General features: G+C 66.8%; 27 protein-coding genes and 2 tRNA genes. 15 read left to right on the top strand and 14 right to left on the bottom strand.

The window, feature by feature from the left end:
* The coding region (locus ACK4MH_RS15110; protein ID WP_409719827.1) for a methionine--tRNA ligase at positions 1-1,016 on the top strand (1,016 nt) is incomplete at its 5' end.
* Positions 1,017-1,108: 92 nt separating this feature from the next.
* Here the strand turns inward: ACK4MH_RS15110 and ACK4MH_RS15105 are convergent.
* The 3 genes from ACK4MH_RS15105 to rlmB are packed head-to-tail and all read right to left on the bottom strand — an operon-like array spanning position 1,109 to position 3,178.
* Complete coding sequence (locus tag ACK4MH_RS15105; RefSeq protein WP_409719825.1) at positions 1,109-1,444, bottom strand: rhodanese-like domain-containing protein; 336 nt, start codon at positions 1,442-1,444, stop codon at positions 1,109-1,111.
* Positions 1,441-2,262, bottom strand: coding sequence for a YjbE family putative metal transport protein (locus ACK4MH_RS15100; protein WP_409719823.1), 822 nt, complete (start codon positions 2,260-2,262; stop codon positions 1,441-1,443). Before ACK4MH_RS15100 ends, ACK4MH_RS15105 begins: the two co-directional genes overlap by 4 nt.
* A gap of 31 nt (positions 2,263-2,293) precedes the next feature.
* A complete protein-coding gene (rlmB, locus tag ACK4MH_RS15095) occupies positions 2,294-3,178 on the bottom strand; it encodes a 23S rRNA (guanosine(2251)-2'-O)-methyltransferase RlmB (RefSeq protein WP_409719821.1) in 885 nt (294 codons plus the stop codon).
* A 148-nt stretch (positions 3,179-3,326) separates the two neighbouring features.
* Between rlmB and ACK4MH_RS15090 the strand changes: the two genes are divergently transcribed.
* The 3 genes from ACK4MH_RS15090 to tuf all read left to right on the top strand — a co-directional run bounded on the left by ACK4MH_RS15090 (position 3,327) and on the right by tuf (position 4,807).
* Positions 3,327-3,410 (top strand) — tRNA-Tyr (locus ACK4MH_RS15090).
* An 80-nt stretch (positions 3,411-3,490) separates the two neighbouring features.
* Positions 3,491-3,564, top strand: a tRNA-Gly gene (locus ACK4MH_RS15085).
* A 52-nt stretch (positions 3,565-3,616) separates the two neighbouring features.
* Positions 3,617-4,807, top strand: a complete 1,191-nt coding sequence (tuf, locus tag ACK4MH_RS15080; protein WP_135193056.1) for an elongation factor Tu — start codon at positions 3,617-3,619, stop codon at positions 4,805-4,807.
* 320 nt (positions 4,808-5,127) lie between these two features.
* Here tuf and ACK4MH_RS15075 read toward each other — a convergent pair whose 3' ends face one another.
* From ACK4MH_RS15075 to ACK4MH_RS15065, 3 genes are all read right to left on the bottom strand, one after another.
* Positions 5,128-6,006: a pentapeptide repeat-containing protein gene (locus ACK4MH_RS15075; RefSeq protein WP_409719819.1), complete on the bottom strand. Its 879-nt coding sequence runs from the start codon at positions 6,004-6,006 to the stop codon at positions 5,128-5,130.
* Between the two features lie 81 nt (positions 6,007-6,087).
* Complete coding sequence (locus ACK4MH_RS15070) at positions 6,088-6,579, bottom strand: pentapeptide repeat-containing protein (RefSeq protein ID WP_409719817.1); 492 nt, start codon at positions 6,577-6,579, stop codon at positions 6,088-6,090.
* 57 nt (positions 6,580-6,636) lie between these two features.
* Entirely contained in the window at positions 6,637-9,267 is a 2,631-nt protein-coding gene (locus tag ACK4MH_RS15065) for a TSCPD domain-containing protein (protein WP_409719815.1), read from the bottom strand.
* A 207-nt stretch (positions 9,268-9,474) separates the two neighbouring features.
* Between ACK4MH_RS15065 and ACK4MH_RS15060 the strand changes: the two genes are divergently transcribed.
* Genes ACK4MH_RS15060 through ACK4MH_RS15050 form a run of 3 tightly spaced genes read left to right on the top strand, consistent with a single transcriptional unit; the run spans position 9,475 to position 10,894 of the window.
* A complete protein-coding gene (locus ACK4MH_RS15060; RefSeq protein WP_346496641.1) occupies positions 9,475-9,867 on the top strand; it encodes an NADH:ubiquinone oxidoreductase subunit NDUFA12 in 393 nt (130 codons plus the stop codon).
* A gap of 2 nt (positions 9,868-9,869) precedes the next feature.
* Positions 9,870-10,520: a DUF2155 domain-containing protein gene (locus ACK4MH_RS15055; RefSeq protein ID WP_409719812.1), complete on the top strand. Its 651-nt coding sequence runs from the start codon at positions 9,870-9,872 to the stop codon at positions 10,518-10,520.
* A 20-nt stretch (positions 10,521-10,540) separates the two neighbouring features.
* Positions 10,541-10,894, top strand: coding sequence for an EF-hand domain-containing protein (locus ACK4MH_RS15050; protein WP_409719810.1), 354 nt, complete (start codon positions 10,541-10,543; stop codon positions 10,892-10,894).
* A gap of 191 nt (positions 10,895-11,085) precedes the next feature.
* On the opposite strand, the gene lepB is transcribed toward ACK4MH_RS15050, so the two are convergent.
* The 5 genes from lepB to aroQ all read right to left on the bottom strand — a co-directional run bounded on the left by lepB (position 11,086) and on the right by aroQ (position 14,973).
* Entirely contained in the window at positions 11,086-11,859 is a 774-nt protein-coding gene (gene lepB, locus ACK4MH_RS15045; RefSeq protein WP_409719808.1) for a signal peptidase I, read from the bottom strand.
* Between the two features lie 92 nt (positions 11,860-11,951).
* Complete coding sequence (gene aat, locus ACK4MH_RS15040; protein WP_409719831.1) at positions 11,952-12,632, bottom strand: leucyl/phenylalanyl-tRNA--protein transferase; 681 nt, start codon at positions 12,630-12,632, stop codon at positions 11,952-11,954.
* Positions 12,629-13,981: an acetyl-CoA carboxylase biotin carboxylase subunit gene (gene accC, locus ACK4MH_RS15035; RefSeq protein ID WP_409719806.1), complete on the bottom strand. Its 1,353-nt coding sequence runs from the start codon at positions 13,979-13,981 to the stop codon at positions 12,629-12,631. Before accC ends, aat begins: the two co-directional genes overlap by 4 nt.
* A gap of 9 nt (positions 13,982-13,990) precedes the next feature.
* Positions 13,991-14,479, bottom strand: a complete 489-nt coding sequence (gene accB, locus ACK4MH_RS15030; RefSeq protein ID WP_346496651.1) for an acetyl-CoA carboxylase biotin carboxyl carrier protein — start codon at positions 14,477-14,479, stop codon at positions 13,991-13,993.
* Between the two features lie 47 nt (positions 14,480-14,526).
* The gene (gene aroQ, locus ACK4MH_RS15025; RefSeq protein WP_409719804.1) at positions 14,527-14,973 is read right to left on the bottom strand and encodes a type II 3-dehydroquinate dehydratase; all 447 of its coding nucleotides are present in this window, start codon (positions 14,971-14,973) and stop codon (positions 14,527-14,529) included.
* Positions 14,974-15,332: 359 nt separating this feature from the next.
* Here aroQ and thiS point away from each other — a divergent pair, with 359 nt between their 5' ends.
* The 3 genes from thiS to ACK4MH_RS15010 all read left to right on the top strand — a co-directional run bounded on the left by thiS (position 15,333) and on the right by ACK4MH_RS15010 (position 17,306).
* The gene (thiS, locus tag ACK4MH_RS15020; protein WP_135193027.1) at positions 15,333-15,533 is read left to right on the top strand and encodes a sulfur carrier protein ThiS; all 201 of its coding nucleotides are present in this window, start codon (positions 15,333-15,335) and stop codon (positions 15,531-15,533) included.
* A 61-nt stretch (positions 15,534-15,594) separates the two neighbouring features.
* A complete protein-coding gene (locus ACK4MH_RS15015; protein ID WP_409719802.1) occupies positions 15,595-16,377 on the top strand; it encodes a thiazole synthase in 783 nt (260 codons plus the stop codon).
* Between the two features lie 668 nt (positions 16,378-17,045).
* Positions 17,046-17,306, top strand: a complete 261-nt coding sequence (locus tag ACK4MH_RS15010; protein ID WP_409719800.1) for a hypothetical protein — start codon at positions 17,046-17,048, stop codon at positions 17,304-17,306.
* On the opposite strand, the gene udk is transcribed toward ACK4MH_RS15010, so the two are convergent.
* Positions 17,303-17,950 (bottom strand): uridine kinase, encoded by a 648-nt coding sequence (udk, locus tag ACK4MH_RS15005; protein WP_135193024.1) that lies wholly within the window; start codon positions 17,948-17,950, stop codon positions 17,303-17,305. The two genes, ACK4MH_RS15010 and udk, sit on opposite strands and share 4 nt — an antisense overlap.
* A 157-nt stretch (positions 17,951-18,107) precedes the next feature.
* On the opposite strand from udk, the gene ACK4MH_RS15000 reads away from it, so the two are divergent.
* Together ACK4MH_RS15000 and ACK4MH_RS14995 are read left to right on the top strand one after the other, a co-directional pair.
* On the top strand, positions 18,108-19,736 hold the full coding sequence (locus tag ACK4MH_RS15000; RefSeq protein WP_409719798.1) for a long-chain-fatty-acid--CoA ligase: 1,629 nt from the start codon (positions 18,108-18,110) through the stop codon (positions 19,734-19,736).
* Positions 19,737-19,752: 16 nt separating this feature from the next.
* Positions 19,753-20,421: a DUF1499 domain-containing protein gene (locus tag ACK4MH_RS14995; RefSeq protein WP_409719796.1), complete on the top strand. Its 669-nt coding sequence runs from the start codon at positions 19,753-19,755 to the stop codon at positions 20,419-20,421.
* On the opposite strand, the gene ACK4MH_RS14990 is transcribed toward ACK4MH_RS14995, so the two are convergent.
* Positions 20,418-21,320 carry an MBL fold metallo-hydrolase gene (locus ACK4MH_RS14990; protein WP_409719794.1) on the bottom strand — a complete coding sequence of 301 codons (903 nt, stop codon included), beginning with the start codon at positions 21,318-21,320 and terminating at the stop codon, positions 20,418-20,420. The genes ACK4MH_RS14995 and ACK4MH_RS14990 overlap by 4 nt on opposite strands.
* A gap of 66 nt (positions 21,321-21,386) precedes the next feature.
* Here ACK4MH_RS14990 and ACK4MH_RS14985 point away from each other — a divergent pair, with 66 nt between their 5' ends.
* From ACK4MH_RS14985 to ACK4MH_RS14975, 3 genes are all read left to right on the top strand, one after another.
* The gene (locus tag ACK4MH_RS14985; RefSeq protein WP_409719792.1) at positions 21,387-21,533 is read left to right on the top strand and encodes a hypothetical protein; all 147 of its coding nucleotides are present in this window, start codon (positions 21,387-21,389) and stop codon (positions 21,531-21,533) included.
* 127 nt (positions 21,534-21,660) lie between these two features.
* Positions 21,661-24,663, top strand: a complete 3,003-nt coding sequence (locus tag ACK4MH_RS14980) for a TonB-dependent receptor plug domain-containing protein (protein WP_409719790.1) — start codon at positions 21,661-21,663, stop codon at positions 24,661-24,663.
* Between the two features lie 138 nt (positions 24,664-24,801).
* On the top strand, positions 24,802-25,356 hold the full coding sequence (locus tag ACK4MH_RS14975) for a hypothetical protein (protein WP_409719788.1): 555 nt from the start codon (positions 24,802-24,804) through the stop codon (positions 25,354-25,356).
* Positions 25,357-25,404: 48 nt separating this feature from the next.
* On the opposite strand, the gene ACK4MH_RS14970 is transcribed toward ACK4MH_RS14975, so the two are convergent.
* On the bottom strand, positions 25,405-25,528 hold a 124-nt coding region (locus tag ACK4MH_RS14970; protein WP_409719829.1), incomplete at its 5' end, for a hypothetical protein.

Below are 25,528 nucleotides of genomic sequence, written 5' to 3'. Positions count from 1 at the left end.
GCATCACCCGCGACCTGGCCTGGGGCGTGCCGGTGCTGAAGGACGGCTTCCCGCGTCCGGGCATGGAGGACAAGGTCTTCTACGTCTGGTTCGACGCCCCCATCGAATATATCGCCGCGACCGAGGAATGGGCCGAAGCGACCGGCGGGTCGTGGCGCGACTGGTGGCGTCTGGACGAGGGGGCCGAGGACGTCCGCTATGTCCAGTTCATGGGCAAGGACAATGTGGCCTTCCACACTGTCAGTTTCCCGGCGACCATCATCGGCTCGGGCGAGCCGTGGAAGACGGTGGACCAACTGAAGGCCTTCAACTGGCTGAACTGGTACGGCGGCAAATTCTCGACCAGCCAGAAGCGCGGCGTCTTCATGGACCAGGCGCTTGAACTGCTGCCGGCCGACTACTGGCGCTGGCGTTTGACGGCTTACGGCCCGGAACATGCGGATTCGGCCTTTACCTGGGAGGATTTTCAGGCCTCGACGAACAAGGACCTGGCCGATGTGCTGGGCAACTTCGTCAACCGGATCGTCAAATTCGCCGAGTCGAAGTTCGACGGCGTCGTGCCCGAAGGCGGCGAGGCCGGGCCTGTCGAGATCCAGCTGGAAGCCGACATCAAGGCGGGCATCGCCGAGGCGACCGAACAGTTCGAGGCCATGGAGTTCCGCAAGGCGGCCCAGGCCCTGCGCGCCGTCTGGGTGCTGGGCAACGAATATCTGCAGGTCGCCGCGCCCTGGACCGCGCTGAAGACCGACCGCGACCGCGCGGCCGTCGGCGTGCGGACGGGGCTGAATCTGGTCGCGTTGTTCGCGCGGCTCGCGGCGCCGATCCTGCCGTTCTCGGCTGAGAAGATCGCGGCGTCGGTGGGTGTCAGCGACCTGAGCTGGCCCGGCGCGGACGAGGATGTGCTGAACGTGCTGACCGTGGGTCAGCCGGTCGCCGCCCAGGGCGTGCTGTTCGCCAAGATCGAGGATGCCCAGGTGGCGGAATGGTCCGAACGCTTCGGCGGCGCGGACGCCTGAACCGCCTCACTTCCCCGGCAGCAGACGGATAAAGAGAAAGCCGCGCTCGAAATCGAGCGCGGCTTTTTCCTTGAGAGAAATCCGATTGGGCGTCAGCTTTCCGCGACGATCACCGGCAACCCAGCCGCATGCCAGGCCTGGATGCCCCCAATCAGGTTGAATAGGGGCTGGCCCTCCCGGCCGGTCTGGCCGACGAAGGCGCAGACTTGGTGGCTGCGGCCGCCCTTCAGGCACTGGACGACGATCTTCTTGTCGGCCGGCAGGTCCAGCGCCTCCCAGGCGGCGGGCATCTGGCTGAGCGGGGCCAGGATCGCGCCGTCGATGCGCGCGGCGGCGAACTCGTCCGGCTCGCGCACATCGATCAGGATCGCCTCGCCGGATTGGAGCCAGGCGGCGGCCTCTTCGACCGTGACCGTTGCGACCGTCATGCCGCGGGCGCCGCAACCGGCGCCGTCGGTTCGGCGGGCGCCGGGGTCGGGCTGGTCTCAGTGCGCCTCTGGCCCAGGTGTTTGGCGGCTTCCTCGGGACTGATCTCGATGAAGGCCGGGGCCGAGGCGTTGAACTCGTCCATATGGCCGGTGCGGACCACCACCTGACGGGCGCCGTCCCAGATCATGTGGATGGCGACATACAGAACCACGACAAGGCCGACATAGCCGATCCAGCGATAGCGGTGCAGCAGCTTGGCGATGAAGGTGGCGGCCAGACCCATCAGGGCGATCGACAGCACCAGACCGAAGACCATGATCCACGGATGGTCATGGGCGGCGCCGGCGACGGCCAGGACATTGTCCAGCGACATGGTCAGGTCGGCGACCATGATCTGAAGCAGGGCCGCGCCGAAGGACTTGCGCTTCAGGCCCAGCTCTTCGGGCGACGGGCCGGAGCCGTGCTCGATGCTCATGGCCAGCTCCAGTTCCCTTTCGGCCTCGGCCTGGTCGTGGGTGCGCTGCTCCTGCAGTTCGCGCCACATCTTCCAGCAGACCCACAGCAGCAAGAGGCCGCCGGCCAGCAGCAGGCCGACCAGGGCCAACAGTTGCACCGTGATCAAAGCAAAGCCGATCCGCATAACGACGGCGGCGGCCAGGCCGATCAGAATGGCCTTCTTGCGCTGTTCCTGGGGCAGGGCGGCGGCGGCCAGGCCCACGGCGACGGCGTTGTCGCCGGCCAGGACCAGATCCATCAGAAGGACCTGGCCCAGAGCGGCGGCCTGGCTGGCGAATTCGGGAGACGAGAAAAATTCCATTTCCGCTCTCTAACGCCGGTGCGACCTTCTGTCAGCCGCGTTGAGCGCGAGACGCCTCATAAAGGGCGACGGCGGCCGCATTGGAGACGTTCAGGCTCTCGAATCCGCCCGGCATGGGGATCTTGGCCAGCACGTCGCAGTGTTCGGCGACCAGGCGGCGGATGCCGTCGCCCTCGGACCCCATCACCAGGACAGTCGGCTGACGATCCAGCGCCTCTTCCAAGGTCTGTTCTCCCGCTCCGTCCAGACCCACGGCGCGCCAGCCCAGGTCGGCGAGACGTTCCAGGGCGCGAGACAGATTCGTCACGCGCGCGTGGGGCAGGCGTTCGGTGGCGCCCACCGCCGCCTTGGCCAGGGCGCCGGCCAGGGCGGGGGCATGCCGGTCCTGAACGATGATTCCCCGCGCGCCGAAGGCCAGGGCCGAACGGAAGATGGCGCCGACGTTCTGGGGATCGGTCAGCTGGTCCAGCATGACGATGATCCCTTGCGCCGGATCGGCCAGCTCTTCCAGCGACACGCCTTCCAGCGGCTGGACCTTGAAGGCCAGACCCTGATGCACGGCGCCGGCGGGCAGCATCCGGGTCAGGGCCTGGACCTCGACCACTTCGATCTTGTGGCCGTGGGCCAGTTTGCCCTCTTCGATCTCGGCGGCGCGCTCGGCCGTGGCCAAGAGGCGACCCGTGCCGCGACGCGCGGGATTCGCCAAAGCGGCCAGGACCGGGTGACGGCCCCACAGAAAATTATCGGCGTCCGACTTGTTGCGATCCGGCGCACGGGGCGGGCGGGACGCATCGTCGCGCCCGGAAAAGCCTTGCGCGGCGGGCTTTTGCCCCTTGTCGCGCGGCCCTTCAGGCCGGTTTCCGAAGACCGGTTTTTTACCGCTTCTACGGTCGTTGCGTTCTGTTTTCGACGACACTATAAGACGCCCTCCGATTTGGAGCCCCAAGGGCTTTCGGGTCTGGGCGCCCCCTCTATCCTAGAGGAGGCGACAAGCCGAAGGCTTTTGTTTCGTCCCGCCTCTTTATGGCGGAAACGAGGGGTCCGACGGTTCGACAAGGCGCGCTGGGGGAATGTCCCGAGTGGCAAAGGGGGGGGACTGTAAATCCCCTGCGTAAGCTTCGTAGGTTCGAGTCCTACTTCCCCCACCACGCGCCTTGACGGATACGACGGATCAGGACCCGAAGAGGATCGGCTGCGGCGTTCCTTCGCGAACTTCCGCAGTCTCCGCGCGGGTATAGCACAATGGTAGTGCAGCAGCCTTCCAAGCTGAGGATGTCGGTTCGATCCCGTCTACCCGCTCCAGGTTTTTTGATCAGCATCGCGCCCCTCAACCCGGGCCATCAGGAGTTTGGCCATGGCCAAGGAAAAGTTCGAACGTAACAAGCCGCACTGCAACATCGGCACGATCGGCCACGTTGACCACGGCAAGACGACGCTGACGGCGGCGATCACGATGACGCTGGCGAAGGCCGGCGGCGCCAAGGCGATGGCCTATGCGGACATCGATGCTGCGCCGGAAGAAAAGGCCCGCGGCATCACGATCAACACCGCGCACGTGGAATATGAGACGGCCAACCGTCACTACGCCCACGTCGACTGCCCCGGCCACGCCGACTATGTGAAGAACATGATCACCGGCGCGGCGCAGATGGACGGCGCGATCCTGGTGGTTTCGGCCGCTGACGGCCCGATGCCGCAGACCCGCGAGCACATCCTGCTGGCCCGTCAGGTCGGCGTGCCGGCCCTGGTGGTCTTCATGAACAAGGTCGACCTGGTCGACGACGAAGAACTGCTGGAACTGGTCGAAATGGAAGTGCGCGAGCTTCTGTCGTCCTACCAGTTCCCCGGCGACGACATTCCGATCACCAAGGGCTCGGCCAAGGCCGCGACCGACGGCGTGAACCCGGAAATCGGCGAACAGCGCGTTCTGGCCCTGATGGAAACTGTCGACGCCTACATCCCGCAGCCGGAACGTCCGGTCGACCTGCCCTTCCTGATGCCGGTCGAAGACGTGTTCTCGATCTCGGGCCGCGGCACCGTGGTCACGGGCCGTGTCGAAAAGGGTATCGTCAAGGTCGGTGAAGAAGTCGAAATCGTCGGCATCCGTCCGGTCCAGAAGACGACCTGCACGGGCGTCGAAATGTTCCGCAAGCTGCTGGACCAGGGTCAAGCCGGTGACAACGTCGGCGTTCTGCTGCGCGGCACCAAGCGTGAAGACGTCGAGCGCGGCCAAGTGCTGTGCAAGCCGGGCTCCATCACCCCGCACACCAAGTTTCTGGCCGAAGCCTACATCCTGACCAAGGAAGAAGGCGGTCGTCACACGCCGTTCTTCACGAACTACCGCCCGCAGTTCTACTTCCGCACGACGGACGTGACCGGCATCGTTCACCTGAAGGAAGGCGTCGAGATGATCATGCCCGGCGACAACGCCGAGCTGAACGTCGAACTGATCACCCCGATCGCCATGGATCAGGGCCTGCGCTTCGCCATCCGTGAAGGCGGCCGCACCGTCGGCGCTGGCGTCGTCGCCAAGATCGTCGAGTAGTCGACACATCCTTTTGGCCTAACGCGCTCACGCGCTGCATGAGGCCGAGAGACACAGTAAGCGTAACAGAGCGGCCCCCGGAGAAATCCGGGGGCCGTTTTGCTTTTCCCTTCTCCCATGGGGAGAAGGTGGCTTGCAGAGCCGGATGAAGGGGTACGGTGCTGATCGCGTCGCACGGCGTAACCCCTCACCCTTTCGCGCTAAGACCGATCGCTACGCTCTCGGGCGCTCAAGCCCTCTCCCTATGGGAGAGGGAAGGGATGGGGAAGGTTGGAAAGCCGGCCGTCAGGGCTCAGAAACGGCCCTCGTCACTGCGCCGTTCAGTTCCCGGCGTTGACGAAGTTGCGCACGCGGGGCGGGGCCGGCGGCGAGCGGATGATGCGGATCGAGCTGCTGCGGCAGGCCTGAGGCGTCAGGCGGCCGGGCAGGCGGGTCGAGCCGTCGCCGCAGGCTTCGCTGATCTGGTCCTGGGTCAGGCCGCGCGCGTTCGACAGGTCCGCGCCGCGAATGTCCGTGCGGCGCAGGGAGGCGTTCGAGAAATCGGCGCGGGAGAAGCTCGCGCCGCTCAGTCGCGCCCCATCCAGGCTGGCGTTCGAGAAGTCGGCGTTCGAGAAGTCGCCGCCCGACAGGTTGGAGGCGTTGACCTCGGCGTTGGAGAAGTTGGCGCCGGCCGCGCGGACGTTGGTGATCGTCGCCCCGAACAGCTCGCTGTTGGAGAAGTTGGTCCCCGCCAGGGTCGCGCCGTTGAAGTTCACCCCGTGCATCTCGCCGCCCGAAAGGTCGGCGCGGGTCAGATTGGCGCGGACGAACGACGACCCTTGCGCCTCTGCCCCGTTCAAATGGGCGCCCGTGAAGTTCGCGGAGGTGAAGTTGGCCCCGACGATCTCGACGCCCGACAGATTGGCGCGGCTGAAGTCGCTGCCGGTGAAGTTGGAGCCCATCATCTCGGCGCCGCGCAGATTGGCCCCGACCAGGGTGGCGTTCATGAAGCTGGCGCCGGTGAAGGTCGCGCCGGTCAGATTGCGGCCGGACAGTTCGCAGCGATTGCACGATCCGCCCAGCGACACCGAACGGGCCACGTCACGGTCCTGCATCGACATCTCCACCCCGGCGAAGGCCGGCGAGGCGATGAGCGCCGCGCCCAGCGCCAGAAGCGCCAGCGAGGGTTTGACCCGGATATGTTCAGCGATCTGTTTCACGAGACCTGAATGCCCCGAAACCCCTGCCATACCTACTTAAATCGAGGTAACTTCATGAAATCCCGGCAAGGTCGGAGGCCCTCAGCAGGCCGGAATGCGAAGCCCGCGCGGCAGGACCGTCGACTCGTCGCCGCACGCCTGGTTCAACTGGCCCTGGGTCAGGCCGGTGGCCCGCGTCAGCTGGGCGCCCGACAGATTGGTTCCCGACAAGGTCGCGCCGGAAAAGCTTGCGCCCTCCAGATAGGCGCCGACGAAACTGGCGTTGGTCAGGTTGGCGCGCGAGAAGTTCGAGCCGGAGAAGACGCCGCCATAGGCCTCCACGTCGCGCATGTCGGTGTTGGAAAACCGCGTGCGGTTCATGACGCTCAGGCTCAGGTCCGCCTGACGCAGCCGCGCGCCCGACAGGTTCAGGCCTCGCGCCTCCAGCCCCGAGAAGTCGCCCTGGAACAGGTTGCATCCGGCGCAGGACGAACCGCGCTTCACGCTGGCGATCTGGCCGCCGTTTTGGGCCAGGGCGGGCGCGGCGACGGCCAGCAGGGCGGCGATCAGGCCGATAGAGAGTGTGCGTTTCATGGACCGGGCTCCGACGTTTGATCGTCTTGCAGCAAACCCTAGGCCATAACCCTTAACCTAGCCCTGATCGCCGCCCTTCAGCGCCGGCGCCGCCCCGCAGGTGTCGCAGACCCAGGCGGCCCCGCGCTGCTGCAGGCTGAAGTCGCCGCACGCGGGGCAGGCGACCGCCTCGCTATTGGCGACATGACGCGGTTCGGGCTCGGCCTTCTTGCCGAAGGGCAGGACGACCAGATTGTCGGGCGCCGATCCGCGCGCGAACCCCTTGGAGATGAACCGGGCGGCGGGCACGGCCTCGTTGGCGTCGGGCTTTCCATCTCCCAAGCCATCGGCGTTCAGGTCGTCCGTCCCGGCGTTGGCCAGTTCGTCGCGGTCCAGATAGGAGACGCCTAGCTCGCGGAAGATGTAGTCCAGGATCGAGGTTGCGGACTTGATGGAGTCGTTGCCGGTCACGCGCCCGGCCGGCTCGAACCGGGTGAAGACGAAGGCGTCCACGAACTCGTCCAGCGGCACGCCGTATTGCAGGCCGATGGAGATGGCGATGGCGAAATTGTTCATCAGGCTGCGGAAGGCGGCGCCTTCCTTGTGCATGTCGATGAAAATCTCGCCCAGCTCGCCGTCTTCGTATTCGCCGGTGTGGATATAGACCTTGTGGCCCCCCACTGCGGCCTTCTGGATATAGCCCTTGCGCCGGTCGGGCAGTTTGCGGCGCGCGCGTTCCCGCTCGATCACGCGCTCGACGACCCGTTCGGTCGGGGCCGGGCGGGGGGCTTCGCGCACAGGCTCGACCCGCGCCGCGTCGATGTTCGGCAATGACAGCAGCGGACCGGCTGGCGGCGCGGCACGGGCCAGGCGGATGGCGCGACGGCCGTCCAGCGCGCCCTGGCTCAGCAGCCGCGCCGCCTGGGCCGAGGTAGCGCGCCAGTCCATCGGTTCGACCGCGATGTCGGCCAGGTCGCTGAACGGTTCGATGGCGCGCCGCAGGTCCGCCACGACCGCCGGCGGATCGGCCAGCAGGGCGGCGACGGACGCCGGCGCCTGGGGCCAATCGCTCAGATCGCCATGACCGAAGACCCAGCGCGTCGCCGCCGTCTCGGCCTCTTCGGACACGCCCAGCAGGGTCAGCAGCAGGCCGTCGCCGTCCTCGACGCCCAGCACGTCGCGGATGAAACCGGGGTCCAGCACCGGGGCGGCGAAGACCGTGTCGAAATCCTCGGCCCAGGCCAGGGCGTTCTCGATGGCCGCCAGCTCGATGTCGGTGAAGCCCAGCGCGCGCAGCGACGCATGATCGATGCCCGGCGCCTCGACCAGGGTGCGGCGTCCGAACGTCCAGCGCTCCGCCGCCTCGATATCGCCGCTCGCCGCCGTCAGCGCGGCCGCCAGGGCGGGGTGCAGCCGACGACCGATCTCGCCGTCCGCCGTCTGGAAAACGTCGACCGCCGCGATCCGCCCAAAGCCCAGCCGCAGCCGCGCCTCAGCATCCTCGACGAACAGGCCGATGGCCGAGTGCCGCCGCGCCTTGGGCGCGACCGCCGGGGCTTTAGACGCGACGGCGGCGATGGGGTTGGACAGCCCCTTCAGCGCATCGCGCCGTGCCGCTTGAGTCTCGGCGGCGGCGCCCTTCAGGTCGTCCCAGTCGGGGCAGAGACCGCGCACGCTCGCCAATTCGGCCGAAGTCTGCGCCGCCGCCGCGGCGACCAGTCCCGCGAACGCCTGCGCCCTAGCCGTTCGATCATTGTCCGCCGCCAGGGCCTCCAGCAACCCGTCCAGCCCCAGGGCGATCACGCCCGGCGTCGCCGCCTGAAGGTCCATAGCCACCGTCAACAACCGCGTCAGGCCCGCCAGATCGGCCGCCGCGTCGCCCCCCAGCGCCAGCACGGCGCCCAGGTCGATCACGGCCCGACCCGCCGCCATCGTCGCGGTCTCCGCATCGCGTGGGTCGAAGGCGACGATCAGCCCGCCGTCCAGCGCCGCTTCCGCCGCCAGAAGGGCCTCCGGCGCGCCCGCTGCGATCTGCGTCCGATCCGCCAGGGCGACCAGGGGCGCGCCCTCGACCGTCGGCTCCAGCGCCATGGCGGGCCGTTCGCCGTCGACGGCTCTCAGGATGTCGGCGTCGCTCGCGCCGCACCGTCGCGCCAACGCCGCCGCCCGACCCAGGGCCGGATTGCGCGAGGGATCGCCGCAGTCGCCGCGCGGTCCCTCGCAACGGTCCACCGCATCGGCCACCCCCGCCAGAGCCTCGGCCAGCGCCTGCGCCGCCTGGGCGCCCAGCCTTGCGGCGGCCCGCTTGCCGCTGTGCGTTCTCAGAGTCGCGCCCGCGCCGGGATCGTTCAGATCGACGACGCCGGCCGCGACCGGTCCCGATCCCGCCGGCGCCGCAAGGCCCAGCTTGAACGCGCCCGACAGTTCGTCCGCGAAAGCGGCGGCTTCGGCCCGGTCGGCGAATATCCCTTCGGCCATGCCCGTCGCCGCCAGACCCTCGGCCCAGGCGTCCACGCCGCCGTTCAGCCAGTCGCCCGACATCGGCGTCGCGAATCCCGCCGCATCGACCCAGTCCAGCCAGGCCTCGATCTGCGCATCGGACCAGCCGGCGGGGGCCAGCACCTGCTGCACGCTGGTCGGGCGTTCGACGGCGCGGGTCTCCATCGCGACTCGTTCGGCGCGAACGGCGAAGCCGGATTGAAAGCGCATGGCGGCGTCTCTCCGAAAGGTTCGGGCCAGCCTAGGCGGTCGCGCGCCCGTTCGCCAATACATCTGGTGTGCTCAGGCCGTATTGCCCACAAGATATCGATTCAACTGCCCCCGCCTGAACGCTGGACGAAGAGCGCGCGGCTTTCTATGATCCGCGCCAGACGCCGCCTCCCTTTTCGGCGACCCCTTACGGTTGGATTCCACGACGTGTTGAGCAAGATTTTCGGCTGGTGGGAGGGCGCCACGATCGGCACCCGCTTCACCATCGCCAAGCGCGGTCGCTTCGTCGGCCAGGACGAGAACGGCAATCGCTATTTCGAGAGCCGCGACAACGTCAGCTACGACGGCCGCAAGCGTCGCTGGGTCATCTATGACGGCTATGCCGAGGCGTCCAAGGTGACGCCCGACTGGCACGGCTGGCTGCACTACACCTTCGACCTGCCCCCGACCGAGCAGCCGCTGCCGCGGCGCGCCTGGGAAAAGGATCACCTGCCGAACATGACCGGCACGCCCCTGGCCTGGCGTCCGCCCGGCTCGCTGGCCAACGAGGCCAAACGCCCGGCTGCGACCGGCGACTATCAGGCCTGGACCCCCGAGTGAAAATGCGCGGCATCCTGTTGGGCGCGGCGGCTGTCGTCTGCGTCTTGAGCGCAGGCGCGGTGACCGCCAGCGTGCTGCAGGACGCGCCGCGCGACGCTCGCCCGGTCCAGGATCCGATCGGCGACATCCTGCGCAATACGCCGGCCCAGCCAACCGTGCCGACCGAGACGCCGCCTGCCGGCGCGCCTGCGCCGCGTTCGCCCGTCGCGGTGACGCCGCCGCCATCCATCGTCATCGCCGAGGACGCCGCCGTCGAGGAGAAGGCCGAGGACGAGATCAAGGCCGAGCGGCCCGTCGCGACCAAGGCCATCGAACAGCCGGCGACTCCGGCCCGCCGCCAGCGTCGCAAGTTCGCGATCATCCAGGCCATCGACAAGGTCACGGCCGAGTCGATGAAGTTCGAGGTCGAGGTCGGCGGCCGCCCCGTGCGCTTCAACCGCAACCTGATCTTCGCCGCCCGCGCCTGCGAGGTGACGACCCCGGACGAGCTGACCGAGGACGCCATCGCCTATATCGACGTGTCGCTTCAGCCCCGCGGCCGCGAGACCTCGGCACGCCAGATTTTCCGCGGCTGGATGTTCGCCTCGTCGCCGTCCGTCAGCGGTGTCCAGAACCCCTATTACGACGCCTGGGTCGTGGGCTGTAAGAACTGACCGCCGCGAGGAGGCTGAGGATGGATCGCGATAAGCCGCTCAAGAAAAGCGAAACGGTCGAAATCCGACTGCCCCACGCGACCAAGACCGCCTTCATGGCCCGCTGCCGCGCCGATGGCCGCACCGCCAGCGACGCCATCCGCCGCTTCATCGACGCCGAATTGAGCCAGATGTCTTCGACGCGACATTCGCCCCGCCTTGCGCCCCGCCTGGGCTGGCGTCCGCTGCTGGCCGCCGCCGTCGCCGGCCTGGCCCTGGGCGCCGTCGCCGCGCCCTCCCTGGCCCAGTCTTCGCCGCCCAGCCGCGCCGCCTTCGACCGGATGGACCGCAACCATGACGGCGTCGTCAGCTTCGACGAATACCGCGCGCGCTAAACACCACCCCATTACACCTCCCCATTTCCGTCACCCTCGGGCTTGTCCCGAGGGCCCACGGCGGATGCAGATGCGGTGGATCGGCATTCAGGCAACCCTTTCCAACATCTAGCGCCCGAGTGAGGGTCAACGGTGGGCCCTCGGGACGAGCCCGAGGGTGACGGGCTTTGTTAATACGGCTGTATTCCGACCTACCGAATCCGAACCAAAAACCGGTCCCACTGAAGGTTCAGCCAGGTCCAGGGCTTGAACAGGCTCGCGCCCGGCTCCCATGAGGCCAGCACGATCTCGGCCCGACCCATGATGTTCTCGGCGGGCAGCAGGCCGACCCCGACCTCGGCCGGCCAGCGGCTGTCCAGAGAGTTGTCGCGGTTGTCGCCCATCATCAGATACTGGCCCGGCGGCACGCGGCGCAGGGGCGTGTCGTCGCCCGGCAGGTCCGGCCCGCCGTCATAGGTCAGATAGGTCCGCCCATCGGCTAGGGTCTCGCGCACCTGCTGCACCCGGCGCTGGGGCGCGTCATGGTCGGCGACGACATCCAACCTTGTCTGGCGCACCGCGTCGCCGTTGACGAAGACCACGCCGCCGCGCACCTGAACCGTGTCGCCTGGCAAACCCACGACCCGCTTGATCCAGGCCTGTTTCGGATCGCGCGGCAGGCGGAACACCACCACGTCCCCGCGCCGGGGCTCGCGCGCCATCACCCGGCCCGGGACCATGGGCGGGTCGAACGGCAGCGACGCCGTGCTCCAGCCATACGGATATTTCGACACGACGATATAGTCGCCGGTCACCAGCCCCGGCTCCATCGACGACGAGGGAATGGTGAAGGGCTGGAACAGCAGGATGCGCAACGCCGTCGCCAGGATCAGGGCGACGACCAGGATCAGGGCGATCTCTCGTACCTCGCGCAGGATTGTCGAGCGGGACGGGGCCTTTGATAGGGCGGATGGGATCTGGGTCATGCCGCCATTGACCGCCACACCCGCCGCCGACGCCAATCCGAACCTGTCGGGACAGGCCCGAAATCGTGTCCGGACAGATCAGGCGGACGCCATCATGCCGTGGCCAAGGCCACCGCCTCGGCGCCGGTCAGGGGCGCGCGCAACGCCGCCTGATCCGGCCTGACCGACAGGGCGGGGGACAGCAGGCCCAGATAGGCCGCCTGCGGCGTCTCCACCGCGCCGAACTGGCTCAGATGGTCGGTCAGAAACTGCGCGTCCAACAGGGTCCAGCCGCCCTTGCGCAACCGCGCGACCAGATGCACCAGCGCCACCTTGGACGCATCCCGCTCGCGGCTGAACATGCTCTCGCCGAAGAAGGCCCCGCCCAGCGACACCCCGTAAAGGCCGCCCACCAGCCGCTCGTCCCGCCAGCATTCGATGGAGTGGACGAACCCCATGGCGAACAGGGCCGCATACAGCCGCCGGATCGGTCCGTTGATCCAGGTGTCCTCGCGATCCGGCCCCTGCGCCGCCGCACAGCCGTCCAGCACCGCCTCGAAGGCGGTGTCGACCCTCACCTCGAACGGTTCGCCCCGCACGGTGCGACGCAGGCGCGACGGGATATGAAAGGCGTCCAGCGGCACGACGCCGCGCTGTTCCGGCTCGATGATGAAGACGCGCGGATCGTCGCGCGCCTCGGCCATCGGGAATACGCCCCGGGCGTAACAGGCCAGCAGGTCCTCGGGGCCGAAACCGCCGAAAGGCCCGCTGGCGCTGAAATCGGGGTCTGTCAGGCGTCGCCCTTCTGACGGGCGGCCCACTTCTCCAGCCAGTGGATGTCATAGTCGCCGGACAGGATGTCGGGCTCCTGCAACAGCTTCTGGAACAGGGGGATGGTGGTGTCGACGCCGCCGATGACGATCTCGTTCAGCGAACGCTTCAGGCGCGCGATGGCTTCCTCGCGGTCGCGGCCATGGACGATCAGCTTGCCGATCAGGCTGTCGTAATAGGGCGGGATCGAATAGCCGGCGTAGATGGCGCTATCCAGGCGCACGCCCAGACCGCCCGGCGCGTGGAAGTCGGTGATCTTGCCCGGCGACGGGGTGAAGGTCTCCGGGTTCTCGGCGTTGATCCGCACCTCGATGGCGTGGCCTTTGAACTCGATGTCCTCCTGGGTGAAGGACAGCGGCAGGCCGGCGGCGATGCGGACCTGTTCGCGGACCAGGTCGACGCCGGTGATCATTTCCGTAACCGGATGCTCGACTTGCAGGCGGGTGTTCATCTCGATGAAGAAGAACTCGCCGTCCTCCCACAGGAACTCGATGGTGCCGACGCCCAGATAGCCGATGGCGGCGATGGCCTTGTTGACCGTCTCGCCGATCTGTTTGCGACCCTCGGCCGACAGGGCGGGCGAGGGGGCCTCCTCCAGCACCTTCTGGTGACGGCGTTGCAGCGAGCAGTCGCGTTCGCCCAGGTGGACGACATTGCCGTGGCTGTCTGCGATGACCTGGATCTCGATATGGCGCGGCTTCTGGAGATAGCGCTCCATATAGACGGCGCCGTTGCCGAAGGCGGCCTTGGCCTCGGACTGGGCGGTCTGGACGGCCTCGACCAGATCATCAGCCTTCAGGGCCACCTTCATGCCGCGTCCGCCGCCGCCCGCCGCCGCCTTGACGATCAGGGGGAAGCCGATGGACTTGGACGCCTCAATGGCGGCCTCGACGGTCTCGACCTCGCCCTTTGAGCCGGGGACGACGGGAATGCCGGCGTCCATGACGGTCTGTTTGGCGCTGATCTTGTCGCCCATGACCCGGATATGTTCGGGCTTGGGACCGATGAAGGTCATGCCGTGGGCTTCGACGATCTCGGCGAAACGGGCGTTTTCCGACAGGAAGCCATAGCCGGGGTGGATCGCCTGGGCGCCGGTGATCTCGGCCGCCGCGATGATCGACGGGATGTTCAGATACGACTTAGCGGCCGAGGCGGGACCGATGCAGACGCTTTCGTCAGCCAGACGCACCCACATGGCGCCCCGGTCGGCTTCGGAATGCACGGCGACGGTGGAGATGCCCATCTCCTTGCACGCCCGATGGATGCGCAGCGCGATCTCGCCGCGGTTGGCGATCAGAACCTTGGTGAACATCAGGGCGCCTTAGGCTTCCAGCAGGACGAGCGGCTCGCCGAACTCGACCGGCTGGGCGTCGCCGACCAGGATGTCGAGAACGACGCCGTCGCGCGGGGCCTGGATCGGGTTCATGGTCTTCATGGCCTCGACGATCAGCAGGGTCTGGCCCTTTTTGACCTTGTCGCCCGGCTGGCAGAAGACCGGCGCTTCCGGCGACGCCTGCAGATAGACAGTGCCGACCATGGGCGACTTCACCTCTTCGCCGGATCGGGCGACGATGGTGGCGGGATCGGACGGCATGGAAGCCGGTGCGGCGACAGGGGCAGGCGCGGCGGCTGCGGCCGGCGCAGCGGCATATTGCACCGGCGCGGCGTTGACCGTGATCTCACGGGCGACGCGGATGCGCAGGTCGCCGCGCTCGACTTCGACTTCCGTCAGGTCGGTCTCGTTCAGGATGTCGGCCAGCTGGCGAACCAGGGCGGCGTCGATTTCGGCGTGTTTCTTGTCATCGGCCATTGGATTTGCGCCTTGTCTTTCGTGGTCTTGAGTAAACGGGACGGGCGTCAGCCGCGTTCCCGAACCTTGGTGAGAGCCGCCTGGACGGCCAGTTCATAGCCTGCCGCGCCGAAGCCGGCGATGACGCCGGTCGCCGCGGAAGACACATAGGAGTGATGGCGAAACGCCTCGCGCGCCGCCGGATTGGACAGATGCAGTTCGATCACCGGGATCGACAGCGTCTTCAGCGCATCGTGCAGCGCCACCGAGGTGTGCCCATAGGCCGCCGGATTGATGATCAGGGCGTCCGCGCCTTCGCGGGCTTCCTGAATCCAGTCTACCAGCACGCCCTCGTGGTTGGTCTGACGAAACACGACGCTCGCGCCCTCAGCCGCCCTGACGCATCGCTGCTCGATGTCCGCCAGGGTGTCGCGGCCATAGATGTCCGGCTCCCGAACCCCGAGCAGGTTCAGGTTTGGGCCGTTCAGCACATGAATGACGGGCGTTTCGGCCATGGTTTCCGGAATCGGGCGCCGCTTCGCAGCACAAGAGGGGCCTTTTAGCCGACGCAGGGCCTGGGTCAAACGGTCCCCGCATCGAACTTTACCCAAGGTCACGCCGCGATGGCGCGGATTTCGCAGCCAAAGCCCCATTCGTCCCCGGTCGGGACAGCCAGCGGGAGCGCAGACGATGCGCCAGGACGGCAAACTGATCCTTCGCACCGTCGTCGCCGCCTTTGCGGCCGTGGCGGTAGCCATCGGCGCCTTCCTGTTCGAGGCCGGCTAAGCGCCCCGTCTTGCTGACCCGGTCTGGCGAACCCGGCCGCCAACGTCTATCTCAGCCCCGACGCCGCCAGCGCCCGGAGACCAGACGCGTGCACCAGATCCACCTCAACGGCGAACCCCGCCAGGTCCAGGCCGCCACCATCCTGGCCCTGGTCGAGGAACTGTCGCTGGACCCCCGCAAGGTCGCGGTCGAACGCAATCTGGAGATCGTGCCCAAGTCCCTGCACGCCGCCACCCCCGTCGCCCAGGGCGACCGCATCGAACTGGTCCAGTTCGTCGGCGGCGGTTGATCGCGATCAAATCCCGCTACGACGGCTTTCCCTGACGCCTTGGGGGGACTAGGTCAGCTCCATGACCGATACAGCCAACGAAACCTGGTCCGTCGCCGGCCGCACCTTCACCTCGCGACTGATCGTCGGCACCGGAAAATACGCCGACTACGCCCAGAACGCCGCCGCGGCCGAGGCCGCGGGAGCCGAGGTCGTGACCGTGGCCGTGCGCCGCGTGAACCTGACCGATCCGAACCAGCCGATGCTGGTCGACTATGTGAAGCCGGATCGCTTCACCTTCCTGCCCAACACCGCCGGCTGTTTCACCGGCGAGGATGCGGTGCGCACCCTGCGTCTGGCGCGCGAGGCGGGGGGCTGGAGCCTGGTCAAGCTGGAGGTCCTGTCCAACACCGCCCACCTGTATCCCGACATGATCGAGACGCTGCGGGCGCTGGACCTGCTGATCAAGGACGGGTTCGACGTCATGGTCTACTGCACCGACGACGTCGTGATGGCCAAGCGGCTGGAAGACGCCGGCGCCGCCGCCATCATGCCCGCCGCCGCCCCCATCGGCTCAGGGCTGGGCATCCAGAACCCCATCAATGTCCGCCTGATCGTCGAACAGGCCAAGGTGCCGGTCCTGGTCGACGCCGGCGTCGGCACGGCCTCGGACGCGACCTTGGCGATGGAGTTGGGCTGCGACGCCGTCCTGATGAACACCGCCATCGCCGGCGCCAAGGACCCCATCCGCATGGCCCGCGCCATGAAACACGCCGTCATCGCCGGCCGCGACGCCTATCTGGCCGGTCGGATGCCGAAGCGGATGTACGCGGATCCGTCGTCGCCGTTGGCGGGGTTGATCTGACGACTGGGAGCGGTGAAGAAGCCCTGAAGTCCCACAGGCGCCTCTCCCTCCCCCTCATGGGGAGGGACGATCGCGCAGCGATCCGGGTGGGGCCGTAAGAGCGGGGGCAGTGCTTCACACGCCCCCACCCCGGCTACGCTCCGCTTCGCCGCCCCTCCCCATGAAGGGGAGGGAGAAAGACGCCCCAGCCATTACAATGTCGCTGGTGCATTCCTAGCGATTCCAATCGCTTGCCGATTTATGTCCGCCTTCTCCCATCCCCCCTCCGAAACGCGCGTATTCTAATCCCGTCCCGTCGCATGGAGGGCTCGCTTGGCCTGCGACCTTGCGGCGGCGGGAGCGGATGGAGCGGGAGCGATGGTGAAACTCCATCGCGCTGACATCGACTCATGGAGCGGTGTCGGAGGGTCGAGGGGGATACTCGGCCGCACTCGGGACAGCCCTCGCAGGGGCTGCCGACCCGTCGCAGGCTTATGGGGTTAGGCGATAAGACCGCCACCGCTCGACGCCCCGAGCTTGCAGGCCAACCAACCGCGCGGAGCGTCATACCCTTCGTCGAAACGGTAACAACACAAACACCCTCCGGGCGAAGACCCGGCGCTCCGCCCAGCCCTCCATAAACTTCGCTGCGAAAGCGCGAGGCCGATAACCCCTGTCCGAAGAACCGCATGGCCCGCCCCAAACCTCGTCGTCCCAAGCCGGGTCGCGGCCTGCCGCCGCCCCACAAACAGACGCCTGAAGAAAAGGCCGAGATCGAGCGACTCCTCGCGGAAATCGAAATCCAACACATCCGTCTGGATGCCATCCTGGTCGAGAAGCATGCCGAGGCCGCCGAACGCGCGCGCATCAGGGCTCTCAATGGCCATCCGCCGGTCGAGCGTGCCGCGCTTCGACCCGGAGAATTCCGGGTCGGGGATCTCTTTCGTTAGTCGTCCAGCAAGGCCTGCAGCAGCGGATGGGCCAGGACCGGCGCGGCGAGACGCACCACGGCCTGCGGATCTTCCAGCCGAACGGCCGCCGTGGCGTCGGCGACGATGAAATCGGCGTGGGTACGCGACGGCTCGGTCAGGCGCTCGTGGCCCGGACGCACGGTGGCCAGATATTGCGCCACGACCGAATCCGCCGACCGGCCTCGCTCGGTCTGGTCGCGCAGCAGGCGGCGGATGAAGCGGATGTCGGACGGGGTGTCCACGAACACCCGGATGTCGAACAGGGCGGTCAGGTCGGGGGTGCACAGAACATGGGTGCCCTCCACGATCACCACCTCGGCCGCCGCGATCGGTTCGCCGCCGGGCTCGCGTCCGTGATGGATGAAGGAATAGACCGGCGCCGTCACCGCACGGCCGGCCTTCAGCTCTTTCAAATCCGCGATCATCAGGTCGTGATCGCGCGCCGCCACATCGTCAAAGTCGAAGGTCGCGGCGTCGAAGCCGGGCAGGGAGGCGGCGTCGCGGTAATAGCTGTCCTCGCGCACCAGCACCGCCGACCCTTGCGGCAAGGCCGAAACCAGCGCCTCCGCCAGGGTGCTCTTGCCGGAGCCTGAGCCCCCCGTGATCGCGATCAATATGGTCATGGGCGGTCTTCTAGAGCGGTCGCGCGACCGACGCCACGGGGGACGATCCGTCGCGCAGCGGCTGACGTTACGTCACGTTGCTTATCGCCGATCACCGATGTTAGCGTCGGCTCAAGCGTCGCATCCAATCAGACGCAACCAAGGAACAGGAAACGATATGCTGGGCTTGATGCAGGACTGGCCGCTGACGGTCGACAAGATCATCGACCACGCCAAACATTGGCACGGCGACCGCGAGGTGGTGACCCGCTCGGTCGAGGGGCCCATCGTCCGCACGACCTATGCCCAGATCCACGAGCGCGCCAAACGCGTGTCCAGCGCCCTGAAGGCCTGGGGGATCAAGCCGGGCGACCGCGTCGCCACCCTGGCCTGGAACACCGCCAACCATATCGAGGCCTGGTACGGCATCATGGGCATCGGCGGGGTGTGCCACACCCTGAACCCGCGACTGTTCCCGGAACAACTGATCTACATCATCAACCACGCCGAAGACCGGATTATCTTCGTCGACCTGACCTTCGTGCCGCTGCTGGAAGCCATCCTGCCGCACATCCCCAAGGTCGAGCGTTTCGTCATCATGACCGACGCCGCCCACATGCCGCAGACCAAGCTGCCGGGGGCCGTGGCCTATGAGGACATCATCGCCGGGCAGTCGATCGACGTCGTCTGGGGCGACTTCGAGGAAAACACCGCCTGCGGCCTCTGCTACACCTCGGGCACGACGGGCCATCCCAAGGGGGTGCTGTATTCGCATCGCTCCAACTTCCTGCACACCTTCATGGGGCTTCAGGCCACCGTCATGGGCGCCACGCCCAAGGAGGTGATCCTGCCGGTCGTGCCGATGTTCCACGCCAACGCTTGGGGCATCGCCTTCGCCGGCCCCGCCGCCGGGACCAAGCTGGTCATGCCGGGCGCCAAAATGGACGGCCAGTCGATCTATGAGTTGATCGAACAGGAAGGCGTCACCTTCTCGGCCGCCGTGCCCACCGTCTGGCAGGGGCTGTTCGCCCATATGAAACAGCACGGCCTGGGCTTCTCGACGCTGAAGCGCGTGCTGATCGGCGGCTCGGCCTGCCCCGAAAGCCTGATCCGCGGCTTCCAGGACGATTTCGGGGTCGAGGTCACCCACGCCTGGGGCATGACCGAGACCTCGCCCATCGGCACCATCGCCAACCTGCCGCCCGAGATTTTGCGCCTGCCCTATGACGAGCAGATGAAATACCGCCTGAAACAGGGCACGCCTCCGCTGGGCATCGAACTGAAGCTGAAGGACGAGACCGGGACCGAACTGCCGCACGACGGCGCCACCTTCGGCCGCCTGATGGTCAAGGGACCGACCATCAGCACCGCCTATTTCAAGGAAGAAGGCTCGATCCTGGACGACGAAGGCTTCTTCGACACCGGCGACGTGGCCACGGTGGACGAGATGGGCTTCATGCAGATCACCGACCGCGCCAAGGACGTGATCAAGTCGGGCGGCGAGTGGATCAGCTCCATCGAGATCGAGAACATCGCCGTCGGCCATCCCAAGGTCGAGATCGCCGCCGTCATCGGCGCCGCCCACGCCAAATGGGACGAACGGCCGGTCCTGATCCTCAAGCTCAAGCCCGACCATGCCCTGGACAAGCAGGAGCATCTCGACTTCCTGCAGGGCAAGATCGCCAAATGGTGGATGCCGGACGACGTGGTGGCCGTAGAGGACATCCCGCTGGGCGCCACGGGCAAGATCGACAAGAAGCTTCTGCGCGAGCGGATGAAGGACTACCGTCTGCCCGCCGTCGTCTAACCGAACCGGAGCCTGAATGCCGATCAGAAAGCCTGTCCCCGCCGTCCTGCCGTGGCTGACGGCGCTTGCGGCGGCGCCGGTGGTGCTGATCGTGGCGGCCATCGCGGCGACGCGATTCGGCGGCGTCGATCTGGCGGTCAGCTACGACCTGCTGACTTGGACCGTGGCGCGCATCCTGGCCTGGATCGGTCTGGCGGCCGCCCTGGCGGCGGCGGTTCTGGCGCTGCGCGACCTGAAGGGCAGGGGGCTCTACGCCCTGGCCGCCCTGGTCCTGGCCGGCGCGACGGTGGCAGGTTTCGTCTTGCGTCAGGGCCAGGACGCCGCGCCGAACCCGCGTGACGTAACCACCCATGTCGAGGAACCGCCGGCCTTCTCGCGCGACGCCCAGCATCGCGGATCGACGCCCCAGACCTGTCCCGACCTGAGCGCCGTCCCGACCCAGGTCCTGGCCCAGCAGGCGACCTCGGCTCTGGTCGACGCCGGTTTCGTGATCACCCGCGCCACCACCTTCCAGGTCGAGGCCGTGCATGAGGGGGCCTGGTTCGGCTTCGTCACCGACGCCGTCGTCCGCATCCGACCCGGCCGCACCGACATCCGCGTCGCCGCCCGCGACGCCCGTCCCGACGGCGGCTCCACCTGCCGTCTCGCCACCAAGATCGCCCGGAATCTGGAGGCCGAACGCTAGACCAGACGGAAACGAGCGGTCAGGCCTGGCTCGACGTCGCTTACGGCCGTCCCGTCCTCGACCAGCTTGATCAGATGGGCCAGCACCGACAGCGACGCCGCCGGCCACAGCCGCTGATAAACGGCGGCGTACAGGACGGGAACCATCTCGGCGATCGTCCGATCCCCCGCCGCCAGCCTCCGAACGATCTGCGCCTCCCGCTCCAGCCGATGGGCGCGATAGGCCCTCAGAAACGGCCGCACCTGCGTCACCGGCGCCCCGTGCGTCGGCCACAGCACGTCGAACTCCCGCGCGATGACCGCATCCAGGCTGGCCAGATACTGGCGCATGTTCCCGTCGGGCGGCGCCACCACCGTCGTCGACCAGCCCATGACATGATCGCCGCAGAACAAGGCGGTCTCCTCGCGCAGGACGAAGGCCATGTGATTTGACGCATGGCCCGGCGTGAACATCGCCTCGATCGTCCACCCGTCGCCTTCGACGACTTCGCCGCCCGTCAGCACGACATCGGGCGCAAACTCGGCATCGTCATCCTCGTCCAGCGCGCCCGACGCATGCGTCTCTCGCACCGGAGGCCGGGCCGCCAGAACCCGCGCGCCCGTCGCCTTCGCAAACGGCCTCGCCAGCGGCGCATGATCCCGATGCGTATGCGTCACCAGCACATGGCTGACCCGCCGCCCCTCGACCGCCGCCATCAACGCCGCCAGGTGCGCCGGATCCAGCGCCCCCGGATCGATCACGGCCACCTCAGCCCCCGCCTCGGCCCGTCCGACGATATAGGTCCCCGTCCCGGTGAAGGTGAACGGCCCCGGATTGTCGGCGATCACCCGCTGGATCAGCGGCGATACCTGATCGCGCCGCCCATAGGCGAAGTCGAACGCCCGGACGAAGGGGATCATCTCGACGGCTCCGTGTGGCGCAGAGCTTGCGTTAACGCCTCGGTAATCATGCTTGGAGCGCCCGCCATGGCCCGTTCGATCGCCTTCGCTGTATCAAATCGGCTCCCGCTCATCGCGACCGCCTTCCTCTGTCTCGCCGCGGTGCAACTGATCGCCGCCTCCTGCACCCCAGAGCCCGCGCCCTATGCGGCGCGGGCGGTGATCGAGCGCTGAGCGTTTACTGACACTTCCGATCAGTCTTCACTATGGGCTGACGTTCAACCATCCCCATATCCATCTCGTTCCTCCCTTGGAATGGGTGTGTCGTCTCTGTGACAGGTCCGTCTCAGTTGTGGCGTGAATGCGTCTTCACGCTGGACTTAGGGCGCCCGTTAGTATGCTCTCGCTCGCAACCAGCTATTCGGCTGGCACACGGATATGGATTCGGTGGGCTGCGGGTCGCGGCTCTACATCGATCATGGGAGAGCTATCCTTGAACAACGTCAAATATCGTCGCAGCTTGCTGGCCACCACCATTATTGGCGGCGCAGCATTGGCTATGGCGGCCAGTCCTTCATTTGCGCAGTCGCAGGACGGACCGGCCGAAGTCGGCGAGATCGTGGTCACCGGCTCGCGGATCGTGCGCCAAGACTATGTCGCCAACAGCCCCGTCGCCACGGTCACTGCTGAGCAGATCCAGGCGCGCGGCGATGTGAACGTTGAGCAAATCCTGAACCAACTGCCGCAAGTCGTTCCCGGCTTCTCGGCCAACTCGAACAACCCGGCCAACGGTTCGGCCACGGTCGATCTGCGCGGCCTCGGCGCCAGCCGTACGCTGGTGCTTGTGAATGGCCGTCGCTTCGTTCCCTATGATAAGTCCAACGCCGTCGACCTGAACAGCATTCCCGCTTCGCTGATCGAGCGCGTCGAAGTCGTCAGCGGCGGCGCCTCGGCGACCTACGGCTCCGACGCCCTGGCCGGCGTCGTCAACTTCATCTTCAAGGACGATTTCGAAGGTCTGAACGTCAGCACCCAATACGGAATCTCCGGTTTTGGTGACGGCGAGCAGTTCAACGCCTCGGCGACCTTCGGCGCCAACATCGCCGACGGCCGCGGCAACGTGACGGGTTATGTCGGTTATGCCGATCGTGACGGCTTCCTGCCGAACGAAGATCGTCCCTGGGCGCTGGTGAGCAACGCCGGCGGTTCGGGCACCGGCGAATATGGTGGCCTGAACAACCTCGGCACCAACCCTTACACTGCTGCCGGCTGTCCGACCGCGACGCCTTGCCGTCGTTCGTTCCGTACGCCCGGCGTCCCGGGGGCTTTCAACAATGACGGTAGCCTGGGACCGTCAAGCGACCGCTACAACTTCTCGACCGTCAACCTGCTGCAGTCGCCTTCTGAGCGTTACAACGCTGTTCTGCTCGGCCACTACGACATCAACGAAACCCTGACCGGTTTCGCCGAGGTGTTCTACACCAAGACCCAGAACAACATTCAACTGGCTCCGACGCCGGCCACCGGCATCAACATTCCGGTCGGCAACTTCTTCGTCCAGAACTCGCCTGCACTGCTCGCTTACGCGAACTCGCGCCCTGATCCGACTCTGCCGCTGAACTTCGACCGCCGCATGTCGGAAGTCGGCGCTCGGGTCGAAAGCCACGACACCAATGTGCTGCAGTTCAACACCGGCCTGCGCGCCAAGCTCGGCGGCGACTGGACCGCTGAAGGCGTCTACGCCTACGGTCGCTCCGAACTGCGTACGTCGATCCAGAACGACGTGTCTCGCTCTCGTCTGGCCGCCTCTCTGGCTGCCGGCGGAACGGCGACGGCCTGCGCTCCTTCGTCCGTGCAAATCTTCCCCGGATGCGTGCCGATCAACATGTTCGGCTTTGGTACGATCACGCCTGAGGCGGCGAACTTTGTCCGTCTGGACTTCGCCGACACCAGCATCTTCGAACGCCAGAACCTGACCCTGAACGTCACGGGCACCGTGATGGAACTGCCGGCTGGTCCGCTGTCGGTGGCCTTCGGCGCCGAGTACCGCGAAGACAAGCTGAGCTTCACCCCGGACGCCGCTAAGGCCTCGGGCGACATCTTCGGCTTCAACGCCGAACGTCCGGTCGCAGGTCGCAGCTCGTCCAAGGAACTGTACGCCGAGGCCGCCGTGCCGCTGCTTCGCGATCTGCCTTTCATCAAGTCGCTCGAACTTGAGCTCGGCGCGCGTATGGCGGACTACGACACTGTCGGTAAGGTCTATGCCTACAAGGCGGGTGGTTCGTGGGAGCCGGTCGAAAGCCTGCGCCTGCGCGGTTTGTATCAACGGGCCGTTCGCGCCCCGAACGTGTTCGAACTGTTCCAGGCGAACGACCAGGGCTTCCCGGCCGTTCTCGATCCTTGCACGACTGTTAACCCCGGCACGGGTGCTGCGCGTACCCTGACCACGGGCGTTCGCAACTTCTGCACGGCTCAACTCGGATTTGATCCCGTCGCTCAAGGCTTCGTTGCTCAGAACACGCAAACGGAATCCTTCTTCTACGGCAACCCGAACCTGAGCGAAGAAAAGTCTGACACGGTCACGCTGGGCGTGGTCTGGCAACCGACCTTTGTGCCTGGGCTGTCGATGTCGCTCGACTATTATGACATCTCGGTCGAGGACTACATCGGCACCATCAGCGGCGGCGTTTCCGGCATCGTCGGCAACTGCTTCGCGGCAGGCGCGGCGGCTTCTGCCACCACCCCCACTGCGGTGTCGTCGATCGCGGAATGCAACAATGCGGGCATCGGCCTGCCGCTCATCTATCGCGATCCGGCGGGCAACCTGAAGGCGCGCGCGCCGCTGGGCAACGTGTCTGAGCTGAAGACCTCGGGCATCGACTTCTCGACCCGTTACGGGTGGAACGTGCCGTGGGCCGGCGGCTTCTGGGGCGAAAAACTCGATATCGCTCTGAACCTGACCTATCTGGACAGCTACGAGCTGGACGGCATCGAATACAAGGGCACCGCCGGCGCCTACAACATCAGCGCCAGCCTGCCTGAGTACAAGGGCAACATCTCGCTTGGTTATGACTTCGGGCCGGTTCGTGTGAACTACTCCGGCACCTACATCGCCTCGATGGACAACCAGGGTAACATTCCTGCCTTCGAGGACGGTGGTTACACCGGCACCGATGCCTACTGGTACCACGACGTCAGCGCGTCCTATAACTTCAACGACAGCGTCGAAATCTTCGGCGGCGTGCGTAACCTCGCCGATGAAGAACCGCCGGTGTTCGACAACGCCAACGACGGCAACACCGATCCGAACACCTTCGACGTGGTCGGCCGCTACTTCTTCGTGGGCGCTCGCCTGAAGTATTGATCCTAACGGATCGTCGAACTGAGGCGGCGGAGCAACGCTCCGCCGCCTTTTTTCGTTTAAGCGCCGCCGTAGAAAAACCATCGGCGTGGGCGAGCGTTGATGATCGTCGCCCATTCGCGGCGCTCCTGAAGGAAGACCATGCTCAAACTCCTCGTTCCCGGCATCTCGGCCCTGTCGCTGCTGGCCGCAGGCTCTGTCGTCGCCCAAACCCAGGACGGCCCGATCGTCACGGGCAATCGTTCGGGCGAGACCGCCGACGCGCTGAAGACCCGCGAGGCCATCGCCTATGCACGGCCCCTGCCGCGGGGCGCGCCCAGCGCCGACTATCCGCTGGTGGCCTGGTGCGATGCGCTGGTGACGGGGCATGCCGATCTAGGCGACACGCTGCCGACCAAGGCGCCCGAGGATGTGGAACTGGTTCGTCTGGGCCGCTTGGAAGCCCAGGATTTCCGCAGCGCTCTGGCCGCCGCGACGCCGCGTCAGTCGGCCGCCTCAAAGGCCGAGGCCGAACAGGCCGTGGCCGGGGTCAAGGCCCAGTGGGCGACGCTAATGAGCAACCCCGACGCCGAAGCGCGCAGCCAATCCTTCGGCCTGTTCTTCGGTCTGCCCGGCCGTTGCGAACATGCTGCACGGCGTATCCGCAACAATGTCACGACGCCGCCCGCCACGCTGGAGAGCGTCGGCATCAACTAGGCGGGATCGCGCGACCTATCTGACAAACACGGCGGCCTGAGCCTCGGCTCAGGCCGCCGTTTCGCGTTTGGCGGCATAGGGATCGTAGTTGAGGATGGGGGCCAACCAGCGTTCGGCTGTCGCCAAGTCCCAGCCCTTGCGGCGGGCGTAATCCTCGACCTGATCCAGATCG

Origin of the sequence: Brevundimonas sp., assembly GCF_046295075.1 — a bacterium.
Lineage (GTDB): Bacteria > Pseudomonadota > Alphaproteobacteria > Caulobacterales > Caulobacteraceae > Brevundimonas.
Note: the sequence above shows the minus strand (reverse complement) of the source record. Positions and strands in the feature narration are given on the sequence as shown.